24 protein-coding genes and 1 tRNA gene are annotated in these 25,770 nt (G+C 63.7%); 14 read left to right on the top strand and 11 right to left on the bottom strand.

Features of this window, described 5'->3' with window-relative positions:
• Positions 1–77 precede the first annotated feature (77 nt).
• The 4 genes from rnhA to J2X56_RS09500 all read left to right on the top strand — a co-directional run bounded on the left by rnhA (position 78) and on the right by J2X56_RS09500 (position 3,082).
• Complete coding sequence (rnhA, locus tag J2X56_RS09515) at positions 78–512, top strand: ribonuclease HI (RefSeq protein ID WP_034340887.1); 435 nt, start codon at positions 78–80, stop codon at positions 510–512.
• Positions 513–574: 62 nt separating this feature from the next.
• Positions 575–1,309, top strand: a complete 735-nt coding sequence (dnaQ, locus tag J2X56_RS09510; protein ID WP_039784504.1) for a DNA polymerase III subunit epsilon — start codon at positions 575–577, stop codon at positions 1,307–1,309.
• Positions 1,310–1,457: 148 nt separating this feature from the next.
• Positions 1,458–1,532 (top strand) — tRNA-Val (locus J2X56_RS09505).
• A 140-nt stretch (positions 1,533–1,672) separates the two neighbouring features.
• On the top strand, positions 1,673–3,082 hold the full coding sequence (locus J2X56_RS09500) for a DUF2130 domain-containing protein (RefSeq protein ID WP_134223059.1): 1,410 nt from the start codon (positions 1,673–1,675) through the stop codon (positions 3,080–3,082).
• A 12-nt stretch (positions 3,083–3,094) separates the two neighbouring features.
• Here J2X56_RS09500 and xylB read toward each other — a convergent pair whose 3' ends face one another.
• The 9 genes from xylB to J2X56_RS09455 form a co-directional block, all read right to left on the bottom strand.
• Complete coding sequence (gene xylB, locus J2X56_RS09495; RefSeq protein ID WP_310159815.1) at positions 3,095–4,576, bottom strand: xylulokinase; 1,482 nt, start codon at positions 4,574–4,576, stop codon at positions 3,095–3,097.
• A 32-nt stretch (positions 4,577–4,608) separates the two neighbouring features.
• Positions 4,609–5,490, bottom strand: a complete 882-nt coding sequence (locus tag J2X56_RS09490; protein ID WP_310159814.1) for an AraC family transcriptional regulator — start codon at positions 5,488–5,490, stop codon at positions 4,609–4,611.
• Complete coding sequence (locus J2X56_RS09485) at positions 5,426–6,646, bottom strand: sn-glycerol-3-phosphate ABC transporter ATP-binding protein UgpC (protein ID WP_310159812.1); 1,221 nt, start codon at positions 6,644–6,646, stop codon at positions 5,426–5,428. Before J2X56_RS09485 ends, J2X56_RS09490 begins: the two co-directional genes overlap by 65 nt.
• Before the next feature lie 2 nt (positions 6,647–6,648).
• Entirely contained in the window at positions 6,649–7,686 is a 1,038-nt protein-coding gene (locus J2X56_RS09480) for an NAD(P)-dependent alcohol dehydrogenase (protein WP_310159810.1), read from the bottom strand.
• Positions 7,687–7,695: 9 nt separating this feature from the next.
• Positions 7,696–8,508: a carbohydrate ABC transporter permease gene (locus J2X56_RS09475; RefSeq protein ID WP_121045262.1), complete on the bottom strand. Its 813-nt coding sequence runs from the start codon at positions 8,506–8,508 to the stop codon at positions 7,696–7,698.
• Positions 8,496–9,374: a sugar ABC transporter permease gene (locus J2X56_RS09470; protein ID WP_310159808.1), complete on the bottom strand. Its 879-nt coding sequence runs from the start codon at positions 9,372–9,374 to the stop codon at positions 8,496–8,498. The genes J2X56_RS09475 and J2X56_RS09470 overlap by 13 nt, the downstream gene beginning before the upstream one ends.
• A gap of 77 nt (positions 9,375–9,451) precedes the next feature.
• Positions 9,452–10,723 (bottom strand): sugar ABC transporter substrate-binding protein, encoded by a 1,272-nt coding sequence (locus tag J2X56_RS09465; RefSeq protein ID WP_204725825.1) that lies wholly within the window; start codon positions 10,721–10,723, stop codon positions 9,452–9,454.
• Positions 10,724–10,931: 208 nt separating this feature from the next.
• Positions 10,932–12,311 (bottom strand): sensor histidine kinase, encoded by a 1,380-nt coding sequence (locus J2X56_RS09460; protein ID WP_121045255.1) that lies wholly within the window; start codon positions 12,309–12,311, stop codon positions 10,932–10,934.
• Entirely contained in the window at positions 12,304–12,975 is a 672-nt protein-coding gene (locus J2X56_RS09455) for a response regulator (protein WP_034338420.1), read from the bottom strand. The genes J2X56_RS09460 and J2X56_RS09455 overlap by 8 nt, the downstream gene beginning before the upstream one ends.
• 158 nt (positions 12,976–13,133) lie before the next feature.
• On the opposite strand from J2X56_RS09455, the gene J2X56_RS09450 reads away from it, so the two are divergent.
• The 5 genes from J2X56_RS09450 to mdtD all read left to right on the top strand — a co-directional run bounded on the left by J2X56_RS09450 (position 13,134) and on the right by mdtD (position 18,661).
• Positions 13,134–14,189: an ABC transporter substrate-binding protein gene (locus J2X56_RS09450; protein WP_121045253.1), complete on the top strand. Its 1,056-nt coding sequence runs from the start codon at positions 13,134–13,136 to the stop codon at positions 14,187–14,189.
• Between the two features lie 66 nt (positions 14,190–14,255).
• Entirely contained in the window at positions 14,256–15,269 is a 1,014-nt protein-coding gene (locus J2X56_RS09445; RefSeq protein ID WP_310159801.1) for an ABC transporter substrate-binding protein, read from the top strand.
• Between the two features lie 124 nt (positions 15,270–15,393).
• Entirely contained in the window at positions 15,394–16,221 is an 828-nt protein-coding gene (locus J2X56_RS09440) for an ABC transporter ATP-binding protein (protein ID WP_121045249.1), read from the top strand.
• Positions 16,222–16,277: 56 nt separating this feature from the next.
• Positions 16,278–17,132, top strand: a complete 855-nt coding sequence (locus tag J2X56_RS09435; protein WP_121045247.1) for an ABC transporter permease — start codon at positions 16,278–16,280, stop codon at positions 17,130–17,132.
• Positions 17,133–17,233: 101 nt separating this feature from the next.
• On the top strand, positions 17,234–18,661 hold the full coding sequence (gene mdtD / locus J2X56_RS09430; protein WP_209567321.1) for a multidrug transporter subunit MdtD: 1,428 nt from the start codon (positions 17,234–17,236) through the stop codon (positions 18,659–18,661).
• A 7-nt stretch (positions 18,662–18,668) separates the two neighbouring features.
• Here the strand turns inward: mdtD and J2X56_RS09425 are convergent, their stop codons facing one another.
• Both J2X56_RS09425 and J2X56_RS09420 read right to left on the bottom strand, forming a co-directional pair.
• Positions 18,669–19,355, bottom strand: a complete 687-nt coding sequence (locus J2X56_RS09425) for a Fe2+-dependent dioxygenase (protein WP_034330332.1) — start codon at positions 19,353–19,355, stop codon at positions 18,669–18,671.
• A gap of 17 nt (positions 19,356–19,372) precedes the next feature.
• The gene (locus J2X56_RS09420; RefSeq protein ID WP_310159795.1) at positions 19,373–21,604 is read right to left on the bottom strand and encodes a TonB-dependent siderophore receptor; all 2,232 of its coding nucleotides are present in this window, start codon (positions 21,602–21,604) and stop codon (positions 19,373–19,375) included.
• A gap of 373 nt (positions 21,605–21,977) precedes the next feature.
• On the opposite strand from J2X56_RS09420, the gene J2X56_RS09415 reads away from it, so the two are divergent.
• The 5 genes from J2X56_RS09415 (at position 21,978) to J2X56_RS09395 (ending at position 25,764) form a co-directional block, all read left to right on the top strand.
• Positions 21,978–22,640, top strand: coding sequence for a response regulator transcription factor (locus J2X56_RS09415; protein ID WP_008331064.1), 663 nt, complete (start codon positions 21,978–21,980; stop codon positions 22,638–22,640).
• Positions 22,641–22,656: 16 nt separating this feature from the next.
• Positions 22,657–24,120, top strand: coding sequence for a sensor histidine kinase (locus J2X56_RS09410; RefSeq protein WP_121045241.1), 1,464 nt, complete (start codon positions 22,657–22,659; stop codon positions 24,118–24,120).
• 115 nt (positions 24,121–24,235) lie between these two features.
• Positions 24,236–24,454, top strand: a complete 219-nt coding sequence (locus J2X56_RS09405; RefSeq protein WP_034330326.1) for a hypothetical protein — start codon at positions 24,236–24,238, stop codon at positions 24,452–24,454.
• Positions 24,451–24,975, top strand: a complete 525-nt coding sequence (locus tag J2X56_RS09400) for a SecDF P1 head subdomain-containing protein (RefSeq protein ID WP_204725822.1) — start codon at positions 24,451–24,453, stop codon at positions 24,973–24,975. Before J2X56_RS09405 ends, J2X56_RS09400 begins: the two co-directional genes overlap by 4 nt.
• Positions 24,976–25,104: 129 nt before the next feature.
• On the top strand, positions 25,105–25,764 hold the full coding sequence (locus J2X56_RS09395) for a DUF1345 domain-containing protein (protein ID WP_209567316.1): 660 nt from the start codon (positions 25,105–25,107) through the stop codon (positions 25,762–25,764).
• Positions 25,765–25,770: the final 6 nt, after the last annotated feature.

The following is a 25,770-nucleotide window of genomic DNA, read 5'->3' as shown; positions in this document are numbered from 1 at the left end:
GTTGGCGCGATCAGGTATCATCGCGGCCCGCCTGTCATGCGCAAATGCGCATACGCAACCAGATTGAAGTGAAGAGCATGGACAAAGTAGAGATTTATTCCGATGGCGCCTGCAAGGGCAATCCCGGCCGTGGCGGCTGGGGAGCGTTGCTGGTGGCCGGGGGCAAGGAGAAGGAAATCTTCGGTGGCGAGCCCAACACCACCAACAACCGCATGGAACTGATGGCGGTGATCCAGGCCCTCAATGCCCTCAAGCGTCCCTGCGAAGTGGTGGTGCACACCGACAGCCAGTACGTGCAGAAGGGCATCAGCGAGTGGATCCACGGTTGGAAGGCACGCGGCTGGAAGACCTCCAGCAAGGAGCCGGTCAAGAACGCCGACCTGTGGCAGGCGCTCGATGCTGCTCAGCAGCAGCACCAGGTGGAATGGCGCTGGGTGCGCGGCCACAATGGCCACGCCGGCAATGAGCGCGCCGACCAGCTGGCCAACCGGGGCGTGGACAGCATAGGCTGACCGGCCCGGCATTTTCTTTCATATCAGCGTTTTAGCAGCAAACAACATCAGCAGGAGCAAGCATGCGTCAGATCATCCTCGATACCGAAACCACGGGCCTTTCGCCGCGCAACGGCAACCGCATCCTGGAAATCGGCTGTGTGGAGGTGCTCAACCGCCAGCTTTCGGGCAAGAATCTTCACTTCTACATCAATCCCGAGCGTGACTCCGAAGAAGGCGCGCTGGCCGTGCACGGCCTGACCACCGAATTCCTGGCCGACAAGCCGACCTTCAAGCAGATTGCCGCCGAGTTCCTCGACTATGTACGCGGTGCCCAGATCATCATCCACAACGCGCCTTTCGACGTCGGCTTCCTGGATGCGGAACTGGCCTTGCTGGGTCTGCCGCCGTTCAAGGAGCACGTCTCCGACGTGGTGGACTCGCTGCAGATGGCCAAGGAACTGCACCCGGGCCGCCGCAATTCGCTCGATGCCTTGTGTGACCGTTACGGCATCTCCAACGCCCATCGCGTGCTGCACGGCGCGCTGCTGGATGCGGAGCTGCTGGCCGAGGTCTATCTGTCGATGACGCGCGGCCAGAATTCGCTGACCATGGACCTGGGGGCGGAGGAAGAAGTCAGCGAAGGCGAGGGCAAGCTGGAACTGGCCCCGCTGGCCGAAGTGATCGTGGTGGCCGCCAGCGAGGAAGAACTGGGTTTGCATGAAGACGTGCTCAACCAGCTCGACAAGGAAGCGCGCGGCAGCTGCGTGTGGCGCTTTGAACCGCCGCCGCCGGAAGCGGCTGCAGAGGCGGCGTGAAGCGGCGTAGTGGTGAGGCCGTTGTCGTTGCCCGGCAGCGTTGTCGATAAAAAATGAAGAATTATTTACGAAGCACTTGCGCAGGTCGAAAAACGTTGGCATAATCTCGCTTCTCGATTGGTGCTGCAGCAAAAAGCCAGTCAGGTACGGAAGGTTAGCTCAGTGGTAGAGCACTGCATTCACACTGCAGGGGTCGCAAGTTCAAACCTTGCACTTTCCACCAAATTCAGAAAAGCCCGCCTTGTGCGGGCTTTTCGCATTTCTGCCTTTTCTTCCGTTTTCTTTCCTCGTTTTCTCTCTCTGCATGACGGGCGTGATCCGTTAAGCTAGCGGCCATCCGTCAAGAACAGGACCCGAACAGCCATGCACGACATCATCTGCCCTCACTGCGGCAAAGCCTTCAAGATCGATGAAGCCGGTTACGCCGACATCCTCTCGCAAGTGCGCGACAGCGCCTTCGAGCAGCAATTGCATGAGCGTCTGGAACTGGCTGAGCAGGACAAGCGCAACGCCATCGAACTGGCACGCGCCAAGTCCGAAGCCGAGTTGCAGAAAGCGGCCGCGGCCCGCGATGCCGAGATCCAGGAATTGAAAGCGCGTCTGGAAGCCGGCGAGATGGCGCAGAAGATGGCCGTGGCCGAAGCCATGGCCAACGTGGAGCGCGAGCGTGACAAGCTGGCCAACGATCTGGAGCAGGCCCGCAGGGAAAAGCTCGCCGAGCAGCAACTGGCCCAGGCGCGCCTGGCCCAGCAGCTGCAGCAGACCGCCAGCGAGAAGGATGCCGAGATCCAGGCCCTCAAAGCGAAGATGGATTCCATCGCCCTGACCCAGAAGCTGGCTGTCAACGAAGCCGTCGGCGCGGTGGAGAAACAGCGCGACGAACTCAAGAGCAAGCTGATGCACGCCGAGCTGGAAAAGCAGCTGGCCGAGAAATCACTGAAGGACAAATACGAGACCCAGCTGAAGGACCGCGAAGACATGATCGAGCGCCTGCGCGACATGAAGGCGCGGCTCTCCACCAAGATGGTCGGTGAGACCCTGGAGCAGCACTGCGAAACGGAATTCAACCGCATCCGCGCCACCGCTTTCCCGCGTGCGTATTTCGAGAAGGACAACGATGCGCGCAGCGGCAGCAAGGGCGACTACATCTTCCGCGATACGGATGAAGGTGGCACCGAGATCGTCTCCATCATGTTCGAGATGAAGAACGAGAGCGATCGCACCGCGACCAAGAATCGCAATGAAGATTTCCTCAAGGAACTGGACAAGGACCGCCAGGAGAAGGGCTGCGAATACGCCGTGCTGGTCTCGCTGCTGGAGCCGGAGAGCGAGCTGTACAACACGGGGATTGTTGATGTATTTCACCGCTACCCGAAGATGTACGTGGTGCGTCCTCAGTTCTTCATTCCCATCATTACGCTGCTGAGGAACGCCGCGCTCAATTCGCTGAAATACAAGAATGAGCTGGCGGTGGTGAAGGCGCAGAACATCGACATCACCAATTTCGAATCCGAGCTGGATACGTTCAAGGCGGCGTTTGCCAAGAACTATGACCTGGCCTCGCGCCGCTTCCAGACCGCCATCGACGAGATCGACAAGTCCATCGACCACCTGCAGAAGACCAAGGAAGCCCTGCTCGGGACCGACCGCAACCTGCGGCTGGCCAATGACAAGGCGCAGGATGTGACCATCAAGCGCCTGACGCGCGGCAATCCGACCATGGCGGCGAAGTTTGCGGAGGTCAAGAAGGAGCAGGGCGAGGAGGAACAGTAAGCCAGCCGGGGCTTATGCCCCGGCGAAGGCCGCAAACTCGCCGCGCAACGCGCGGTAGAGGCCGCGGTAACGCTCCAGTCTGCGGGCGCTCTGGTCATGATGCGCAGTGACTGGTTGGTAGGTCTGTTCGACTTGGGGCGCGGTGCACACGCTGACCGCATCCTCCCCCGTCCGCGCCAACCTCCCCAGCCTCGCCGCCCCCAGCGCCGCACCCACTTCCGCCCCTGCATGCCGTCGCAGAGGCATCCCCAGGGCGGTAGCACACAGCTCCCCCCAGAACGCACTGCGTGATCCACCGCCCACCAAGGCCGCACTCTCCAGCGTAGTGCCCGCAGCCTGCAAGGCCGCATAGCCATCGGCCATCGCAAAGGCCACGCCTTCCATCACCGCATAGGCCAGATGCGCAGTCTCATGTGCGGGCGTCATGCCGAACAGCACGCCCTTGGCCGTCGCATCATTGTGCGGCGTGCGCTCGCCATTCAGATACGGCAGGAACAGCGGTGCCTGTGCCTGCTGCGTCGCCGTCAATCGCTCCGCCCCCGCCACCAGCTCCGCCACCGGCCGCGCCGTCACGCCCGAGAGCCAATGCAGGCTGGCCGCGGCCGACAGGATCACGCTCATCTGATGCCATTGCCCCGGCAGGCAGTGGCAGAACGCATGCACGCCCTGTTGTGGATTGGGCGCATGCCGCGCCGTGGCGGCAAACAAGACGCCCGAGCTGCCCAGCGACAGGAAGGCATCGCCCGTCTGGATCACCCCGATGCCCACGGCGCTGGCCGCATTGTCCCCGGCACCACCGGCCACCACCACCGGGCCGCTGATGCCCCATTCGCGCCGCAACTCCTCACGCAACTGGCCGGCCACGTCACTGCCTTCGACCAAGCGCGGCATGTGGCTGCGATCCAGCCCGGTGGCCGCCAGCATGCGGTCGGACCAGTCGCGCTGCGCCACGTCCAGCCAGAGCGTACCGGCCGCGTCCGACATCTCGGAGACGAATTCTCCCGTCAGTTTCCAGCCCAGGTAGTCTTTGGGCAGCAAGACCTTGTCGATGGCGCGGTACACCGCCGGTTCGTATTTCGACAGCCACAGCAGCTTGGGTGCCGTGAAACCCGGCATGGCCCGATTGCCGGTGATGGCAGGCGCATCCGGTACCAGCGCTTCCAGCTCGACGCATTCCGCATGGGCGCGCATGTCGTTCCACAGGATGGCCGGGCGCAATACATTGCCGTTGCGATCCAGCAGGGTGGCGCCATGCATCTGGCCGGAGATGCCGATGCCGCGCAGTGCCTGGAAGGCTTGCGGGGCCTCGGCACGTAGCGCGGCGATGGCGTCGAGCGTGGCATTCCACCAGGCCTGCGGCGCCTGCTCGGACCACAGTGGATGCGGGTTGTCCACCCGCAGGCGGGCGCTGCTGGTGGCGATGACGTGGGAGTCGTCGTCGGTGAGGACGAGCTTGACTTCGGAAGTGCCGAGGTCGATGCCGAGATAGCTCAAATCATTTTCCTTTGCGTGCAAGTGGAGAGGCGCTACGCGACCGCCCGGACTTCATCGTTGAGCCGGTGCAGCGCACGGAAGCGCGAGGGCGGCATGCCCTTGTGAGCCAGGAACTGGCGATTGAAATTGGAAAGATTGTTGAACCCGACCCGGTAGCACACCTCGGTCACGCTCAGTTCGGTGCACATCAGCAATTCGCAGGCTTCGTTCAGGCGCAAACCGTTCTGGTACTGGATGAAGGTGCAGCCCGTATGCCGCTTGAAGAAGCGCGTAAAGCTGCTCACGCTCATGCCCGCCAGTTCGGCCACATCGCTCTCGCGCAGGTTGCCGCCCAGGTTCTGGCGGATGCAGGAAAGCACCTGGTTGATGGTGGACGACATGTGGCGCTGGGCATCCAGATCGTAGCCCGGGCCGGCCAGCGGCTTGCGTTCGCGGCAGGAGGCCAGCTGTTCCAGCACGCTCATCATCAGCACCACACGGCGCGCACCGCCGGCCTGCGCCAGGTCCTGCATCAGCGGAATGATCGACCTGCCCAGCGCATCAGGAAACTGCAATCCGCGCGCCGCGCCCTCCAGCAGATCCTGCAAGGGCGAGAGCTCCGGGATGGCCCCCAGCATGCGGTCGGCGAAGGGCCGCGAGAATTGCAGCACCAGGTCGCGCGCGCCCACGTGCTCATCCGCGCCCAGGTTGCTGACCCAGTTGTGCGGCAGGTTGGGTCCGGTCAGCACCAGGTTGCCGGGACCGAAGTCGCCGATGAAGTCGCCCACGAAAAACTTGCCGCTGGATGCGGTGATGACGTGGACTTCGTATTCAGGATGAAAATGCCATTTGGCCACCGTATGCGGGTAGTCATGCACCCACGCCCTGAACGATTCGTCCTGGCGGGTATGGACCAGCTCCAGATCCGGACTCATGCTTTGTCTCCTTGCCATGCGGGCCGTCGTCTTGTCCGCCGGCCGCGAAGGCGGCGGGCGGCAGCGACAGGTTCTCTCCGCTGTGTACATCGAACACGTGCAACGCGTGCTGATCGAAGGCCAGGTGCAGGCGCTGTCCCGCCTGCGGCAGGTGCTGCGCGCTCACCAGGGCGGTCAGCGTCTGTGCGCCCCAGCGGGTGGTCAGGAGCGCATCGGCCCCCAGGATCTCCACCAGTTCCACATCGACCGCGCAGGTCAGGCTGTGGGCGGCGTCCTGCTCGCCGGCCATGCGGACATAGTCAGGACGTACCGCCAACTTTACCGACATTCCCGGCATCAGGCGTGAAAACCTTTCATCTTGCAGGATCCAGCGCTGGTCTTCGCAGCGCACGGAGACCGTTGCGCCATCGCGCTCGACCACGCCATCGAGAAAGTTCATGGCAGGCGTGCCGATGAAGCCGGCCGCAAAGAGCGTGCGCGGATAACGGTAGAGCTCGGCCGGCGAACCCGCCTGCACGATCTGCCCGCCCTGCATGAGGATGACGCGATCGGCCAGCGTCATGGCTTCGAGCTGGTCGTGGGTGACGTAGACGGTGGTGGTGCGCAGGCGCTGGTGCAGGCGCTTGATGTCGCCGCGCAATTGCGCGCGCAGCTTGGCATCGAGGTTGGAGAGCGGCTCATCGAACAGGAACACCGACGGCGTCTTGATGATGGCGCGGGCAATCGCCGCGCGCTGCTGCTGGCCACCGGACATGGCGCGCGGCTTGCGCTCGAGCAGGGCATCCAGATTCAACATGGCCGCCACTTCCCGCACGCGGCGGTCGATCTCGTCGGCCGGGCGTTTCAGGCGGCGCAGGCCGAAGGCGATATTGTCATACACGTTCATGTGCGGATAGAGCGCGTAGTTCTGGAACACCATGGCCACGTTGCGATCCCGCGCAGGCAGCGCGTTGACCACCTTGCCGCCGATGGAGAGGGTGCCGCCGCTGATCTCTTCAAGGCCCGCGATCATGCGCAGCATGGTCGATTTGCCGCAGCCCGAGGGGCCGAGCAGGACCACGAATTCGCCATCACCGATGGTGAGGTCCAGCGGATGCAATACCGGCGGGCCACCGGCGTAGTGCTTGGACAAGCCCTGGCAGCGGATGTCGGCCATGGTCAGCCTTCCATTTCGATCTGGATCTTCACATCCTGCGGACGGCCGCGCGCGGCTTCCTCGAAGGCCTCGATCCCCTGCGAGAAGGGGAAGCTGCGTGAAATGAAAGGCTTCACATCGATCATTCCCGAGCTCAGCAGCGCCAGTGCGCGCGGGAAAATGTTGGCATAACGGAAGACCGATTCCAGCCGCACTTCCTTGGTCTGCATGGTCACCACGTCCAGCGCCACCGGCCCCGGCGGCATGCCCACCAGCACCGCGCAGCCACCGGGACACACCAGATCCAGCAGGGTCTGGTAGACGCCGGCATGGCCCGACGCCTCAAACACCACATCGGCACCCCAGCCCTCGGTGACTTGCTGCACCACGTCGGGCAAGGCCCGCTGCGTCACATCCACCGTGATGACGGCGGGATTGTTGGCGAAGTGGGCCAGCTTCTCGGCCACCACATCGGCCAGGATCACGCGCGCCGCACCCCCGGCCAGGGCTGCCAGTGCAGTCATGGCGCCGATGGTGCCGGCACCGATCACCACGGCCGTATCGCCCGGCTTCATGCGCGCCTTGGTGGCGGCCTGCAGGCCGATGGACAAGGGTTCGACGATGGCCCCTTCGGCAAAGCTGACATTGTCCGGCAGCCGATAGGTGAAGGCCGCCGGATGCACCACGCTGCCGGTGAGGCAACCGTGAATGGGCGGCGTGGCCCAGAAGCGCACCGAGGGGTCGAGGTTGTACAGGCCGCGCAGCGTGGCTGGCGAGTCCAGTCGCGGAATGCCCGGCTCCATGCAGACGCGGTCGCCGACCTTCAGTTGCGTAACGTCGCTGCCGACTTCGATGATGGTCCCTGAGGCCTCGTGCCCCAGCACCATGGGCGCTTCCACCTTGAAGGGCCCGATGCGGCCGTGGGTGTAGTAGTGCAGGTCGCTGCCGCAGATGCCCACGGTGTGGATGCGGATGCGCACATCCTGGGCACCGAGATCCTGCGGCAGGTCGATGTCGCGCAGGGCCAGTTCACGCGTGGCTTCGAGTACGAGGGCTTGCATGGGGTCTCCTTATTTTCCGGTGAGGATGGAATTCAACAGCCGGCTCAACACGCCGACAAAGATCAGGGGCGGCAGCGCCAGCAACACGGTGGAAGCGTTGATCACGCCCCACGGCACTTCCTGCCCCATGGAAGTAAAGGCCGAGGCCACCACCGGCAGCGTGGCGCTGTTGGAGGAGGTCAGCGCCAGGGCGATCATCAGTTCGTTCCACACCAGCACGAAGCTGAAGATGATCCCGCCCAGCAAGGTGCCGGCGCAGTTGGGCAGGGCGATCTTCCAGAACACCGCATAGGGACCATAGCCGTCGAGGGTGGCGGCTTCCTCGATCTCGCGCGGCATGCGCTGGAACACGGGGATCGACAGCCAGGTGATGGTGGAGAGCGTGGTCAGCAGGTAAGTCACGATCATCGAGAAGCGCGTGTCATACAGCCCCAGGTCGACCCAGATCGCAATGAGCGGAATGGCCACCGCCACCGGCGGCAGGAAGCGCAGCGAGAGCAGGAAGAACTGGATGTCGCGCTTGCCCGGCACGTGATAGCGCGCAATCACGTAGGCCGCCGGCACACCCATGAACGTGCCCAGCAGCACGGCGCTGCCGACGATGACGGCACTGTTGGTCAGGCCCACCAGCACTTCCGGACTGCCGATGACCTGGCGATAGTTCTCCAGCGTCGGCGTGAAGAGAAAGCGCGGTGCCGGCGTGACGATATCCAGCAAGGTCTTCAGCGAATTGAGCAGCGCCCACAGCAGCGGAAACACTGCCACCAGCACCAGCAGGATGCCCACGCCCCAGACGGCGCAGCGTGCGATCAGTCTTCCCATTTGCTCACCCGTTTCCAGATCAGGGTAAAGATCACCGTGGTCGCCACCATCATCAGCACCGCCATGGTGGAGGCATACGAGACCTTGCCGGACAGCCCGATGCCTTGCGCATAGGCGTACATGTCCAGCGTTTCGGTAGCCACGCCCGGCCCGCCCTTGGTCATCACGTAGATCAGGTCGAAGGAGCGCAGCGACTCCACCATCTTGATGAAGACCAGGCTGATGAGCGGCGCCTTCAACATCGGCAGGGCGATGTAGGCATACACCTGCCAGGTGCGGGCGTGGTCCAGCCGCGCCGCCTCCAGTGGCTCGGGCGGCAGGGTTTCCAGCAGCTTCAGGACGATCACGGCGAAGAACAATCCCCACTGCCAGATATCGACAGCAGCGACTGCATAGAGTGCCAGCAGCGGGTCCGACAGGAAGGCAGTGTCATGGATGCCCACCAGTCCCAGCAGCCAGCCCAGGATGCCGGTCAGCGGCGAATACATGAACTTCCAGATGAATGCGGCCGACACGCGCGGCAGCAGCACCGGCGTGATCAGCAAGACGCACATGGCTTGCCGCCATTTGCCATGGACGTTTTCAAACAGGTAGATGGCGATGAGGATGCCGGCCACCACCGCACCCAGCACGGTGACCACTTCCCAGATCGCCGAGACTTCAATGGCATTGAGGAAGCGACGGTCCGACATCAGCCGCTCGATATTGCGCAGCCAGACATAGTCGCTGTCGGGATAGCGCAGCACACGGTTCTTCAGTGCCAGGTTGATCGCCGCCACCGTCGGTACCAGCCCCAGCACCAGCATCACCAGCAGCGATGGGCCGAGGAACAGGTAGGGCAGCGAGGTCTTTCCACGATTGAACATGCAGGACTCCGGAGTCCGCCCCGTTCCGGCAAGGGAACAGGGCGGCTACATCGTTTGACGCGGTTGAATGAAGTAAATTATTTACGCGCGTGTTCCATCGCATCCTGCGCATACTGGGCGGCTTCGTTCAGGGCGCGGGGGATGTCCTTCTGGGTACCGGTGAAGACTTCTTCCAGCGCCACGCCCAGGTTGTCGCCGATGTCCGGCCACTGCGGGCTGGGCCAGATGGTCAGCTTGGAGACCGGGGTGGTGTCCTTCAGGCCGGCGAGGATCTGCGGCTTGACGTTCTTCTGGAAGTAGTCGCTCTGGATGGTGCTGGTGCGGTTGTAGTCGCTGAAGACCTTGTCGCGCAGGCGCGCCTGTTCCTGTTCCTTGCCGGTGGCAAAGGCGATGAACTTGCCGGCCGCCTGGCGCGTGCATTCGTCCTTGGCACCGATGGCGGAGATGGCCAGCCCGTGGCCGTAAGCGGCCGAGGGCAGCGGTGCCGGCGGACGGGCATAGCCGACCTTGTCGGCCACGCTGGACTTGCTGCTGTCTTCCATCCAGTCGGCGAAGGGCGTGGACTCGATCATGAAGGCCACCTTGCCCGAGCGGAAGGCTTCCAGTGCATTGCTCCAGTCATAGGTGGCCGCACCGGGAGGGCCGTACTTGAACAGTTCCGCATAGAGCTGCGTAGCCTTGACAGCCGCCGGTGAATTGAAGGCCGGCTGGTTGTTCTTGTCGGTCCACTGGCCGCCCTGGGCCAGCATGAAAGGCGCCCAGCGCCACACGTTCATGCCCGAGCCGCGCTGGCCGCGCGCCACCCAGCCATAGACGCCGGGCGGCGAATGCAGCTTCTTGATGTCGGCCACCAGTTCGTCCAGCGTGCGCGGTACCGGCAGGCCGGCCTTCTCCAGCAGGTCGCGGCGATAGAAGAGGAAATCCGAGCCGCCGATCAGCGGCGCGAAATACGCCACATCCTTGTAGCTGGCCACCGCCCGGCGGCCGGGCAGGAAGTCGTCATAGTCGGCCTCCTTGGGGAAGTACTTCAGCAACGGCACGATCCAGCCAGCCGAGGCGAACTCGGCTACGTTGGCTTCATCGACGTAATACACCTGGTAGGAACCGGCCTTGGTGGAAGCATCCAGGCGCGACTTGGCGCGCCGGTCGTTCTCGCCGAAGTAGCTGATCTCCACACGGGTGCCGGTGCGCTTCTGGTAATCGGCCAGCGATTTCTCCATCACCGTCAGGCCCAGGCTCTTCTGCGCCAGCACCTTCAGCACGGGGACATTGCAGGACTGCGCCGATGCCACCAGGGGCAGGGCAGCGCCAAGGACGGCGCACGCGGCGCCCAAGCAGATCTTGTTCACGGTTTGTCTTCTGGTATTTTTTATCGTTCAGGTCGGGCGCAGAGGCGGGGGGATTCGCCAACACCCTTTGCCTTCACAGGCAGGAGCAAGAGTACGAGGGCAGGGCGCGCCGCTCCACGCCAAAAGCGTGCGGCGGGCTGATACTTTTTGATCGTTTGTTGTGGGGGCTGCGCGTTTTTGTATTACCGCTGCATGGGAAAGAAAGGCCTCAGCCCGCCAGCGCCGGAAGGCTCACGGTAGCCACCAGCCCGCTACCTTGCGCCGGCGCATCGAGCCGGATCGCGCCCTGCGAAGCCTGCACGATCTCGCGCACGATGGCCAGGCCCAGGCCCGAGCCCGGCTGGTCCGGCGCGGCATTGCGATAGAAGCGCTCGAAGACGCGCTCGCGGACCTCGGCCGGGATGCCGGGCCCGTTGTCGGTCACGGTGATGATGATCTGGCTGCGCTTCTGCTCCAGTCCCACCGTGACCTTGCCGCCCTCCGGCGTATAGCGCAGGGCATTGTCGATCAGGTTCATCAGCAAGCCCATCAGCTGCGCTTCATTGCCGTTGACCATGGCGCTCTCCAGGGTAGTCTCCAGCCCCAGGTCGATGCCCTTCTTGAGCGCCAGTCCGGCCAGTTCTTCCAGCACCATGGCGGCCACCGCCAGCAGGTCCACCGGCGCACGCGGGAAGGCACTGCTGTTGGAAGCTTCAGCCTGCGAGAGCAGCAGCAGCTTGTTGGTCAGGTCGGTCATGCTGCGGCTGCCTTCCTGCAAGGAGGCCAGCACCTGTTTCACCCGCGCCGGATCGTCCAGCTGGCGCGCGAACTGGATCTGCGAATCGATCACCGCCAGGGGCGTGCGCAACTGGTGCGCGGCATCGGCCACAAAGCGCTTCTGCACCGTCACCTGGGCATTGAGGCGGAAGATGTACTGGTTGATGGCTTCCACGATGGGCCGCAATTCCTGCTGCAGGCCACCGGCACGCAGCGGCGTGAGCGAATCCGGTTCGCGCGTGGCCAGCTCATCCTTGAGCGCCAGCAGCGGCCGCAATTCCATCGTCAGGCCCAGCACCACCAGGCTGATGGCCAGCAGCAGCAGCACGATCTGACGCCGCAGCGAGGCATGCCACTGGTCGTCGATCATTTCCTGCCGTCCCTGCATGGTCTGGCCCACCGAGACCGCCACCATGCGCAGCGTACCTTCATCGAACAGCGCGCGGATGTAGCTGACCACGCGCAGCGGCTTGCCCTCGAAGGTGGTCGTGGTATAGACCGGATAGAGCGCCGCAAAGTCAGGCTCGGCGGGGAAGTCGGGGCGTCCGGCCAGCAGCGTCTCGTCATCCATGCGCACCTGGTAATACACCGCATCCTGCGCCGGCGAGGCGAACAGTTCCAGCGCTGCAGGAGGGATCGAGACCACCGGTGCACCATCGTTCCAGCCGACCTGGCCGGCCATCATGCGGGCCGAGGCCAGCAGCGCGCGGTCCTGTACCAGCGTGGCGCTGGAGACGGCATTGTCATACGCGTCGCCGGTCGACAGGCCCACATAGACCGCCATCGGGATCAGCAGCCACCACAGCAGCCGCAGGCGCAGGCTGTCAATCATCTTTCTGCTTCAGCAGATAGCCCAGGCCGCGCAGGGTCATGATGGCCGCGCTGGAGTGCTCCAGTTTCTTGCGCAGGCGCGAGATGTAGATCTCGATGGCGTCCGCGCTAGGCTCTTCGGACAGGCTGAAGACCCCCTTCATCAACGCGGTCTTGGAAACCGTCTTGCCTTGCTTCAACATCAGCACTTCGAGCACGTCATGTTCGCGCGCCGGGAGCGCCAGCGTCACGCCGGCCACCGCGAACTGGCGCGTATTGCTGTCATACACCAGGTCGCCGCAGTGGATCTCGGCGGCCTTGTCGGGCGTCTGGCGGCGCACCAGCACCTTGATGCGGGCCACCAGTTCGCGGATCTCGAAGGGCTTGACCAGGTAGTCATCGGCCCCGGCACCGAGGCATTCGACCTTTTCATCGATGGAACCGCTGGCGGTGAGGATCATCACCGGCACGCCGTTGTGGCGCTCGCGCAGGCGGCGCAGCACGTTCTTGCCGTGCAGCTTGGGCAGCATCAGGTCCAGCAGGACGACGTCGTAGTTCTCGTCGCGCAGGACCTGGTCGGCGATCTCGCCATCGGCGGCGATATCGACCTTGAACTTGTGTTCCTTGAGGATCTGCTCCAGCCAGTGGGCGAGCTGGGGATTGTCTTCGATCAGGAGCAATTTCATGCGATGGTCTCGTGTTTCTGGAGGTTCTTTTTTGTTGCGCTGCAAAGCAGAAAGCCGGAATTTGGAAAGCTGGATGAAGGTTTCGGCTTCTTAGAATAGGCCCGCAGTCTACAAGAGATGGCGACAGACCATCCAACCAAAATGTGGAGACAATCATAATGCGTCACGACCTTCGCGTGTTCCCGCCCCTCGGAACGCCTGCCCTGCGCCGCCGCCTGCGGACCCTGGGCGCCACCGCCATCGCTGCCTGCGCCCTGGGCCTGGCGGCCCCGCAAGCCCATGCAGCCGACAAGATCATCATCATGGTCGGCGGCATCAACAAGCTCATCTATCTGCCGCCCAAGCTGGCCGAAAGCCTGGGCTACTTCAAGGAAGAAGGCCTGGACGTGGAGCTGCAATCGCAGCCGGCCGGGGTCGATGCCGAGAATGAACTGCTGGCCGGGGCCGTGCAGGCCGTGGTCGGCTACTACGATCATTCCATCGACCTGCAGAGCAAGGGCAAGGAAGTCACTTCCATCACCCAGCTGCTGCTGGTGCCGGGCGGCATGGAGATGGTGCGCGCCGACCTCGCCGACAGCGTGCGCAGCATGGCCGACCTCAAGGGCAAGACCCTGGGCGTGACCGGGCTGGGCTCGTCCTCCAGCTTCCTGGCACAATACCTGGCCAGCCGCGCCGGTCTCAAGGCGGGCGACTACTCGATCCTGCCGGTCGGTGCCGGCAATACCCTGATCGCCGCCATGAAGCAGAAGCGCGTGGACGTGGCCTGGACCACCGAGCCGACCACCTCCATCCTGCTGGCCTCCGGGGCAGCCAAGGTGCTGGTCGACATGAGCAGCGTGGAAGGCACCAAGGCCGCGCTGGGCGGACTGTATCCGGCCTCCAGCCTCTACGTGCATCGCTCCTGGATGATGAGCCACAAGGCCGACGCACAGAAGCTGGCGCGCGCCTTCGTCAAGACGCTGAAATACATCCAGACCCATTCGGCTGAAGAAGTGGCCGACAAGATGCCCAAGGACTATTACGGCGGCAACAAGGCCATCTACGTGCAGGCGCTCAAGGCTTCGCTGCCCATGTATTCGCCCGATGGCAAGATGCCTGCCGGTGGGCCGGAACAGGTGTTGAAGGTGATGGCCGGGTTCAATCCCAACATCAAGGGCAAGAACATCGACCTCTCCAAGACCTATACCAACGAGTTTGTCGACGCGGTAAAGTGAATTTTGCCCGTTATATGAAGGCACCGTAGAATCCACGGGCTTTCGCACTGATTTCCTGGAGCTGACGTGAACAAAAATCTCCGCCGTGGCCTGCTGTCGCTGGCCGTTGCCGGCACCATGCTGGCCGCATTGCCGATCCACGCCATGGCTGCCGCCAAGGTCACCATCATGGTGGGCGGCATCAACAAGATGGTCTATCTGCCCGCCAAGCTGGCCGAACAACTGGGCTACTTCAAGGAAGAGGGCCTGGACGTGGAACTGCAGTCGCAGCCGGCCGGGGTCGATGCCGAGAACGAACTGCTGGCCGGGGCCGTGCAGGCGGTGGTCGGTTTCTATGACCACGCCATCGACCTGCAGACCAAGGGCAAGGAAATCACCGCCATCACCATCCTGGGCCAGGTGCCGGGCGAAGTGGAACTGGTCTCCACCAAGGCCGCGCCGCACTTCCAGAGCATGGCCGATGCCAAGGGCAAGACCCTGGGCGTGACCGGGCTGGGCTCGTCCACCAACTTCCTGACCCAATACCTGGCCTCGCGCCACGGCATCACCTCCAAGCAGTTCTCGGTGCTGCCGGTGGGCGCGGACAATACCTTCATCGCCGCCATGAAGCAGGGCCGCATCGATGCCGGCATGACCACCGAACCGACCGCCTCGCTGCTGCTCAAGAATGGCGATGCCCGGGTGCTGGTCGACATGCGTACCGTGGAGGGAACGGTCAAGGCGCTCGGCGGGCTGTACCCGGCCTCCAGCGTGTATGTACAGCGCAGCTGGCTCAACAGCCACAAGGAGGAAGCGCAGAAGCTGGCACGTGCCTTCGTGAAAACGCTCAAGTTCATCAACACGCACACCGCCGAGCAGATCGCCGAGAAGATGCCCAAGGACTACTACGGCAGCAACAAGGCGCTGTATATACAGGCCCTGAACAATTCGCTGCCCATGTATTCCCCGGACGGCAAGATGCCCAAGGGCGGGCCGGAGACCGTGCTGGCCGTGCTGTCCGGGTTCAATCCCAACGTCAAGGGCAAGCATGTGGACTTGTCCAAGACCTACACCGATGAGTTCGTCAACGCCGTGAAATAGGCTGGGACTGGCTGCAGGCCAGTCTTCCTGAAAATTATATAAACGATATACGCCATGATGCGCGACAGCGCGTCAGGGGCGCGCTCAACCCGAATTCAACCCCACGCCACGAAAGAGCCCCACGATGAACGCCATCCACCAGCAGGCCTTCACCCCCGCCGGCCAGGCCGCCCAGGCCACGCCGGCCATTGAATTGCGCAACGTGAGCTGCCGCTTCATCACGGCCGACGGCCGGGCGACGGTGGCCCTGCGCGATTTTTCCATGAGCGTGGCGCGCGGCGAATTCGTGGCCGTGGTCGGCCCGACCGGCTGCGGCAAGTCGACCACGCTTTCGCTCATCACCGGCCTGCTCAAGCCGACCCTGGGCGAGGTGCGGGTGATGGGGCAGCCGGTCAATGGCATCGACCCGCGCATCGGTTTCGTGTTCCAGAACGATGCGGTCTTTCCCTGGCGCAGCGTGCGCGACAACGTCGCCGCTGGTCCCATGTTCCGTGGCCAGTCCAAGGAGCAGGCTCATGCGCTGGCCGACGAATGGATTCGCCGCGTGGGCCTGGACAAGTTCGGCGACCACTATCCGCACCAGCTTTCCGGCGGCATGCGCAAGCGCGTGGCGCTGGCCCAGACCTTCATCAACAGTCCCGAGATCCTGCTGATGGACGAACCCTTCTCGGCACTGGACATGCAGACCCGCACCCTGATGCAGGATGAACTGCTGCGCCTGTGGTCGGCCCATTCGGGCTCGGTGGTGTTCGTCACCCATGATCTCGAGGAAGCCATTGCGCTGGCCGACAAGGTCTACGTGCTCACCGCCCGCCCGGCTACCTTGAAGAGCGTCTATCCGATCGACCTGCCGCGTCCGCGCGTGATGGAGGAAGTGCGCTACGAGCAGCGCTTCATCGATATCTCGCGGCGCATCTGGGCCGATCTGCGCGAGGAAGTGCATATCGCCTGAGGCGCCATGCCACGCAGCCACATCGCCTATTCAATTCAGAACGACAGGGGACTCCCATGACACAAGCACAAGCCAGCCACAGCGCCGCGACGATGGACATCGCCGGCGTCGAAGCCGAGGCCCGGCGCAAGATCCGCGCGCGAAAACAACTGGTCATCGGCCTGCGCATCGCCATCCTGGTGATCGTGCTGGGCGGCTGGGAAGGCGGTGCGCGCCTCGGCTGGATCGATCCCTTCTTCTTCTCGCAGCCGTCGGCCATCGTGGCGCAGATCGTCGAGTGGATGGTCGAGGGCACCTCGCAAGGCCCGCTCTGGACGCAGGTTCTGGTGACACTGGAAGAAACCGTGCTGGGATTTCTGATCGGTTCGGTGGCCGGGGTCATCGCCGGCATCATCCTCGGGCGCAACAAGCTGCTCTCGGACGTCTTCAGCCTCTACATCCAGATCGCCAATTCGATTCCGCGCGTGGTGCTGGGCTCCATCTTCGTCATCGCCTTCGGGCTGGGCATGGCTTCCAAGGTGGCGCTGGCGGTGGTGATGGTGTTCTTCGTGGTCTTCGCCAATGCCTTCCAGGGCGTGCGGGAAGCCGACCGCTACATGATCGCCAACGCCCAGATCCTCGGCGCCTCGCCGCGCCAGGTGACCATGGCGGTGGTGATCCCGTCGGCACTGTCGTGGATCCTGGCCAGCCTGCACGTGAGCTTCGGGTTTGCACTGGTCGGTGCGGTGGTCGGGGAGTTCCTCGGTTCCAAGCAGGGCATCGGCCTGCTGATCTCCACCGCCCAAGGGGCCTTCAATGCCAGCGGTGTGTTCGCGGCCATGATCGTGCTGGCCGTGGTGGCACTGGCGGCGGACTGGCTCTTGCATGCGCTGGAACGGCGCTTGCTGAAGTGGCGCCCGCAGGCCTTCTGATGAGAAATGCCTGAGGGCGTAAAATGACGCGGTACTGGTCGGGGACACGCCAACGTGTCCCCGCCGTGTTTTGATCCGCGCGTTTCCACTTCCTTTCCGTCATGTCAGCCAACCAGCCGCCTCGCCCGAGTGACACTGCTGCAACTCCGTCCGCCTCACCCTCCCTCAACGATCCCGTGACCCAGCGCGCGCTGCTGTGGATCGTGGCGTCCGGCTTTTTCATGCAGACGCTGGACACCACCATCGTCAACACCGCCTTGCCCGCCATGGCGCGCAGCCTGGGCGAGCCGGTGCTGAACATGCACCCGGTGGTGGTGGCCTACACCTTGACGATGGCTTCGCTCACGCCTGCCTCGGGCTGGCTGGCCGACCGCTTCGGCACGCGCCGCGTGTATTTCGCGGCGATCCTGCTGTTCGCGCTGGGTTCGGTGCTGTGCGCCATGGCGCCGACCCTGCCGCTGTTGCTGGCCGCGCGCGTGATCCAGGGGCTGGGCGGCTCCATGCTGCTGCCGGTCGGGCGCCTGGCCGTGCTGCGGGCAGTGCCGGGCGCGCAATACATCGCTGCACTGGCCTCGATCTCGATTGCCGGGCAGCTCGGTCCGGTGGTCGGTCCTGTACTGGGCGGGTGGCTGGTAGAAAGCCTGTCCTGGCACTGGATCTTTCTGATCAACCTTCCGGTAGGTGTACTGGGGATGGGGGCCGTACTGTACTTCCTCCCCGATGACAGCCTTACCGGTACACCTCGCTTTGATTTATACGGCTGTGCCTTGCTGTCCGCCTGCATGGTGGCCTTCTCGCTGGCGCTGGACGTGCCTTTCGATACCCACCGTACTGGCTGGAGTTTGGGACTGTTCGCTCTGGCAGCACTGACTGTACTGGTCTACTGGCGTCATGCGTCCGTTCATCCGCGTCCACTGTTCCGGCTCGGTTTGTTCGGGGAACCCAACTTCAGCATCGGACTGGCAGGTAACCTGGTCTGCCGTATCGGTTCGTCTGCAGTGCCGTTCCTGTTGCCGCTGCTGTTGCAGGTGCGGCTGGGCTATTCACCGCTGCACGCGGGCATGCTGCTGCTGCCGGCTGCCATTGCGGGCACCATTGCCAAGCCGTGGATCGCGCCGCTGGTCAAGCGCTTTGGCTATGACCGCTTCCTGTTGATCAATACCGCCATCGTCGGGATCTCCATCGTATCGTTCGCGCTGATCACGCCGGGCTGGCCGCTGGCGGCGTCCATCGTGCAGCTGGCGGTGTTCGGGGCGTCCAATTCCATGCAGTTCGCGGCCATGAACAGCGTGACCCTGAAGGGCTTGCGCAAGGAAGATGCGGGCAGCGGCAACAGTCTTTTTTCGATGGTGCAGATGCTGGCCATCGGCCTGGGCGTGACCATCGGCGGGACCATGGTCAATCTCTTCAAGAGCGAGGCGGGCATCGCCACCAATGCCAGCTTCCAGATCACCTTCGTGATCGTCGGGCTCATCACCCTGGTCTCGGCCTGGGTGTTCCGCAAGATGGATCCGCGTTACTTCAGCTGAGCGCGGGTCAGGTCTCGCTCCACTGGCGCAGGAGGTTGTGATAGCAGCCTACCAGCGTGCGCCGTGCGAGCGCATCGGCGTCGGTCTGGTTCAGGCGCTGGATGGCATTGTCCATGTCGAACAGCATCTGGCGCTGGCCATCGTCGCGCACCAGGCTCTGCACCCAGAAGAAGCAGCCCACGCGCACGCCGCGCGTGACCGGGGTGACGGTGTGCAGGCTGGTGGCCGGATAGAGCACCATGTCGCCCGCCGCCAGCTTGACGCTGTGCATGCCGTAACTGTCATCGATCTGCAGTTCGCCGCCATCGTAGTCTTCCGGATCGGCCAGGAACAGCGTGGCCGAGACATCGGTACGCAGCTTGCGTCCGCTGTGCGGATGGATGCGCACGCTGCCATCGACGTGGGCACCGAAGGTCATGCCCTCGCCATAACGATTGAACATGGGCGGGTAGATCAGGTTGGGCAGCGCCGCGCTGATGAAGCGCGGGTGCCGCTCCAGCGCGGAGACGATGATGCGCTGGCATTGCAGGGCGACGTCGGACTGCTCGTCGATCTGCTGGTTGTATTTCACCGGCGCGCCCTGGTAGCCCGCCGTGACGCGCCCATCCACCCAGGCCGGTCCTGCGTTGTCCAGCAGGCTGCGCACGGTCTGCAGGGCTTGCGGGTCCAGCAGCTGGGGGATGGTGATGAGCATGGGCGCGTCCTCTTTCCTTACATGCGATAGGTCAGCGACAGCAGCGCGGTGCGGCCCGAACCCGGGACCGAACGGCCGCCGTCGGATTGGATCAGCGCATCGTAATACATCTTGTCGGTCAGGTTGTAGAGGTTCAGGCGGATGTCGTAGGCCTTGGTGGTGTAGGCCAGCATCGCGTCGTAACGTGTGTAGCCGCCGACCTGCACCGTGTTGGTGGCATTGGCATAGCGCTGCGACATGTAGGTCGCGCCGCCGCCAACCTGCCAGTGCGGCGCGACGTCATACGTGGTCCAGGTGGTGAAGGTGTGCTTGGGCGTGTTGACCGGGATCTTGCCGACCGAGGTATCGGCCACCGCACCGCCGACCACCTTGGCATCCAGGTAGGTGTAGTTGGCGGCGATCTGCCAGTCGCGTGTGATGCGGCCGGTGGCGCCCGCACGCGCGCCGTTCACGCGCACAGTGCCGGCCAGCTCATAGACGCCGGTGGCCACCTGGCTGCGGGCGTTTTCCTTGGTGATCTGGAAGCCGGCGGCGGTCAGCGCCAGGCCTTCGGCCACGTCCCACTTGCCGCCCAGTTCATAGGAGCGGTTCTTTTCCGGGTCGAGGTTCTGCTGGCCGGTGGTGCCGGTCAGCTGCTCCAGCGAGGGATTGAAGGAAGTGCCGTAGGAAACGTAATACGACTGCGCCGCGCTGGGCTGCCAGATCGCCCCCGAACGCACGCTCACGAAGTTCACGCTCTGCTGCGCATAGCCCAGTGCGGTGGAGCCGGCGGTATTGCCCGAGTTGATCGAGTTGCTGATGCTGGCCACGTAGCGGTCATAGCGCAGCCCGCCGACCAGCTTGAAGTGCGGCACCAGCTCGATGGTGTCGCCGACATAGGCGGCGATGGTGTTGGCACTGCCGCCGGCACGGTTGCCTGCGGTATCGGCCACGCTGCTGCCGGCGGCGCTGTAGGAAGGATTGACCAGGCTCACGCAATCCATGTAGCCGGTGGTGGCTCCGCTTGCATTGAGCGAACGGCCATTGCAGCTGCCGTTGCGGTAGTAATTCTGGTTGTCGTAACCGTCGTGACCAACTTCCACGCCCACCAGCGCATCGTGCTTGACGCTGCCGGTGCTGAACTTGGCGGCCAGTTCGGTCTGGTTGAAGATGGAGTAGTCGTTGATGTTGCGGTCGTGGCTCTGGCCGCGCACGAACAGGCTCGACAGGGGCAGGCTGCTGGCCGCATTGGTGAGCGCCGTGAAGCCGCTGGAGGAAACCGTGCCGATGGTATTGGGCGCGGTTTCCACCGCATTGGTGTGCACGTAGTTGAACTGGGTCTGGTTGCGCAGGGTGACGTCGGGCGCGATCTTGTGCTTGATGCCGGCATTGAACGCCGCCACGTCCTGGATGGTGCGGTCGCTGTTCAAGCCATAGGCGGTGTTGCGGTCGACGTTGACGGGGTGGCCGTTGAGCGGCGGCAGGCCGTAATCGGGCTGGTCCTGGTTGTGCTGCAGCAGGGCCGAGAGCGTGATTTCGGTGGAGGTGCCAATACCCCAGACATAGGAACCGGCCAGGCCGAAGTCCTGGACATCGGTCTGGTTGCGCGTGCTGGCCGCGCCGTTCTGGGCCATGGCTTCGATGCGCAGGGCCGAGGTGTCCGACAGCGGACGGTTGACGTCGACCGTGCTGCGCACCAGGCCATTGGTGGTCACCGAACCGGTGATCTCGGTAGCCGCCTTGAGGTTGGCTTTCTTGCTGACCTGATTGATGATGCCGCCGGTCGAGCCGCGGCCGAAGAGCATCGAGGAGGGCCCCATCAGGACTTCCACTTCTTCGATGGCGAAGGTGTCACGGTAGTACTGGCCACGGTCGCGGAAGCCGTCCAGATAGATGTCGGTGCGCGCCGAGAAACCGTTGAGGTTGATGTTGTTGCCGATCTGCCCGCCTTCGGCACCGCCCAGCGTGATGCCGGAGACATTGCGCAGCGCATCGGCCAGCGAACTGACGCCCTGCGACTGCATCTGCGCCTTGTTGACCACCGTCACCGATTGCGGCACGTCGTGCAGGTCGGCCGGCAGCTTGGTGATGGCCGTGCCGGTGCTGGCGAAATCATCGCGGCGGCCTTCCACCGTCACCGGGGCCAGCTGGCTGCCAGTGGTTGTGGTGGCGGTCGCGCTGGTAGCGGGAGCGGCCTGCTGCGCGTGGGCGGAGAGGGGAGCGGCAAACGTGGCCACCAATGCGGCGGCGATCGGTGTGAGACGGTTCATGTTCTTCTTGTCGGTGAAGTGGAGTAGGAAACGATGAGCCGATCCCGCTTGCGCAGGATCGGCTCGAATGGCTGGCTACTCCGTCCTTCAATGGCAACAAGGAAGTCCGTTTGGCTGGCTGATGACCAGTGTTCTTTTTTTTTGCATGCTAATGAGTTGGATTCTCATTCGCATGGCTGGCAAGATTAAGGCGGAAGGCTGACAAATCGCTGTCATGAAGCTGACGGTGAACTGAGTGTGACGAAAAAGAAACACTCTTTACATGCCGCTGCCCGCCTGGGGGATCGCCTGATTTGCAGCATTGCCTGGGCTGCAATACGATGCAGCGGTTACGCAGATGTTTTGCGCCGTTTTTCTCTACCGAAGTCCCCCTATGAATGTTCTGCTGGTCGAAGATGACCCGGTACTCACCGACGGTCTGTCGCGGGTACTCAACTCGCACGGTTTTACCGTGCATACCGTCAACAACGGCAACGATGCGCTGTCGCAGCGTTTCAACGCGGCCGTGCTGGTGCTCGACATCGGCCTGCCCGGCATCGACGGTTTCGAAGTCCTGCGCCGCATGCGCGCCAATGGCAACAACACGCCGGTGCTGCTGCTGACCGCACGCGACACCATCCCCGACCGCGTGCATGGCCTTGAGCTGGGTGCCGATGACTACCTGGTCAAGCCCTTCGCCACCCCCGAACTGGTGGCGCGCATCAAGGCGCTGATCCGCCGCAGTGCGCCGCAGCCGGCGCAGCTGACCGTGGGCGGGCTGTCGCTGGACAACGCCACCAAGCGCGCCGACATCGACGGCCGCAAGATCGAACTGTCCCTGCGCGAATGGACGGTGCTGGAATACCTGATGCAACACGCTTCGCGCGTGGTCTCCAAGCAGCAGATCATCGATGCCGTCCTGCCCTGGGGCGAGGATTTCACGATCAATGCGGTGGAGGTGTATGTCTCGCGCATCCGTCTGAAGATTGCGGATTCGGGCGTGGTCATCCGTACCATCCGCGGCTTCGGCTACATGCTCGAAAAGAGCGAGAACTGAGCCGGCAGGCCGCGTCATGACGGTCATCGACCAGCAGCCGCCCGCCAGTGCGGCCAATGCGAGCAGCGCGGATAACTCGACCAGTGCCTCCCCTGCCACGCCGCCCGCAGCACCTGTCACCCACGCCAGCATCCGGCGCGATCTGCTCAAGTGGCTGATCGCGCCCTTGCTGCTGCTCAATCTGGTCGGTGCCGGCCTGACCTACTGGCTGGCCTGGCTGCCGGCCCAGCACGCCTTCGACCAGAACCTGATGGATTCCACCTGGGGCCTGTATGCCCAGGTGCGCCATCGCCAGGAACGCACCACTGCCGAGCTGACCCAGCAGGCCGAGCAGATCCTGCGCAGCAATCACTCCGACACCACCTTCTTTGCCGTGCGCAATTCGCAGGGCGAGATCCTGGTGGGCGACAAGGGCTTCCCGCAACTGCCGGAGAGCGAGACGTTCGACCGGCCCTTCAACTATGACGGCGAAATGCGCGGTGAACCGGTGCGTATTTCCGCCATGCAGGTACGGGTCAAGAATGGCGTGATCTCGGTGGCGGTGGCCGAGACCATCCGCAAGCGCGATCGTGCGCACTACACCATCCTGCTGTCCTTCCTGCTGCTGGATGGCGGGCTGACCTTCGGGTCGCTGTCGGTGGTGCTGATCGCCGTGCGGCGCGGGCTGCGTCCCTTGAAGAGCCTGCAGCGCAATCTCGAGCAACGCGGCCACGGCAAGCTGGGGGCCATCGATGGCATTGGTGCGCCGGTGGAATTGCAGCCGCTGATCGTGGCCATGAACGAACTGATGGCCCGCATCAGCAAGGGTGAACAGGCGCAGCAGAATTTCATGGCCGACGTTGCCCATCAATTGCGCACGCCTCTCACGGGCCTGAAGCTGCAACTGGAACTGCTGCATGACAAGCACCAGGACCAGCCCGACACCGCCCGCTCGCTGGCGATGATGAACTCTTCGGTGGAACGCATGATCCGCCAGAGCCGGCAGCTGCTGGCACTGGCGCGCTCGGAGCCGGGCCTGTTCGAAAGCCGCAAGCTGGAGGAGCTGTCGCTGCACAAGCTGGTGGAAGAATCGGTGCAGCACTTCATCGAAGAGGCCGACAAGAAACACATCGACCTCGGCTTCGACCTGCAGCCGGCACGCCTGCGCGGCGACCGTTTCCTGCTCGCCGACCTGATCGACAACCTCATCGACAATGCCGTGCGCTATTCCCCCTTGCACGGAACGGTGACGGTGCGCTGCCTGGAAGAAGAGGGGGCCACCGTGCTTTCGGTGGAAGATTCCGGCCCAGGCATTGCTCCCGAGCATCGCGAGCTCATCTTTGACCGCTACTATCGTGCCAATGACAAGATCGCCGGCAGCGGCCTGGGCCTGGCCATCGTGCGCGAGATTGCGCACGACCATGGCGGCGTCATCACGGTCGATTGCAAGGAGCAAGGGCAGGGCACCATCTTCACGGTACGCTTCCCGCTGGCGGGCTGAGCCCGGCGGCGATGGCCGCACTGGCCGCAGTTGCCGCACGACATCGTTTTCATGCAGAACCTCATGCCTGCCCCTGTGTCAAATGGGCTTCATCGTGAACGACTCAGGAGGCAGCATGACGGACAAGGTCTTGCAAAGTGGCACCCATATCGCCCGCTACGATGCGGTGGAAAAACCGGATGAAGGCTTCGAGGCGCAAGTCTTCGTGCGCCTGTCGCGCGAGCCCGAGATCGCTGAAACCTACATTCCGGTAGGCCTCTTCCCGACCGAGGAAGAAGCCCTGGCCAGCGCCCGCGAACGCGCGCAGCGCGCCTTGAAGGAGCACGAATTTTGAGCCGCCTGCCTGCTTCCCCTTGCTTTTCCGCGCGTCGCCGCACCCTGTTGCTGGGTGCCGCCGCGGGTGCCGTCCTGGTGCTGGCGGGCTGTGCCACGGGCGGTGCCTCGGGCAGCGCGGACACTGGCCTCTCCTCATCAACCCTGTTTGAACTGCGCGGTGCGACTACCGTACCGACCCAGGGCTGGATCAAGGCGCGCCTGAGCGAACCACCGGGTGGCGACATCTATCTCGCCCCGCGCGCCGCACTCGATGCCGGCGACGTGCAGCGCGCGTCGGCGCAGAAGGATGCGGCCGGACGTGCAGTGCTGGTACTGCAATTCTCGCCCACCGGGACCGCCAGGCTGGCGGCGGCCTCGCGCGAGTTGATGGGTCGCCAGCTCGCCGCCGTGCTGGAAGGTCGCGTGACCAATGTGGCCAGCGTGCAAGGCCCGATGACCATCAACACCATGGCCCTGACCGGATTGTCCAGTTTCGAGGACGCAGTGCGGTTGGCCAACCTGCTGTCCAAGGGTAACTAGGCCGCCTGCCCGCGCATGCTGAGGGAAAGCATGGCTGGCAGGGGCGGGCAGGGCATGCTAATGTCCTGCCCATTCGCGGCACTGCATTGACGCTGCCCTTACAGAAGACTCACAACATCAACAAGAACAATGTCCGTCGCCCGCCACATCGTCCAGGTCCATCCGCGCTTGCTCATCGGCATTGCCATCGGGATCGCCGCCGCCACCGTTCTCCCCGCCAGTACCTGGATCGGCCGCAGCCTGATCGGCTGGAATGCCGGCGTCTGGTTCTATTTGCTGAGCCTGTGGGTGATGATGCTGCGGGCCGATGCCAAGGCCGTCAAGCGCCTGGCCGAGACCGAGGACGAGAGCGCCCACGTGGTACTGGTGATGGTTTGCGTGGCAGCCATTGCGAGTTTGCTCGCCATCTTGCTGGAACTGGGCGGCAGCAGCCATCACGACGAGCGCGGCAGGCTGTTGCGCTATACCTTTACAGCCTCCACCGTGTTCGGCTCCTGGGCCCTGATCGGGACCATCTTCACGCTGCATTACGCGCGCCTCTTCTACGCCGATGACGATGACCCGGAGGCCTTGCCGCTGCGCTTCCCGGACGGCATACGCAATCCCGGCTACTGGGATTTCCTGTATTTCGCCTTCACCATCAGCGTGGCAGTGCAGACATCGGATGTGGCCGTGGCCTCGCGTGCGTTACGCAAGTCGGTGCTGGCGCATTCGCTGATCTGCTTCGTGTTCAATGCCGCCATCATCGGCTTGTCCATCAATATCGCGGCCGGCCTGGCCGGTACCTGAAAGCGA

Source organism: Herbaspirillum sp. 1173, from assembly GCF_031455335.1.
GTDB lineage: Bacteria > Pseudomonadota > Gammaproteobacteria > Burkholderiales > Burkholderiaceae_D > Herbaspirillum > Herbaspirillum huttiense.
This window is presented reverse-complemented; position numbering and strand designations above follow the sequence as displayed.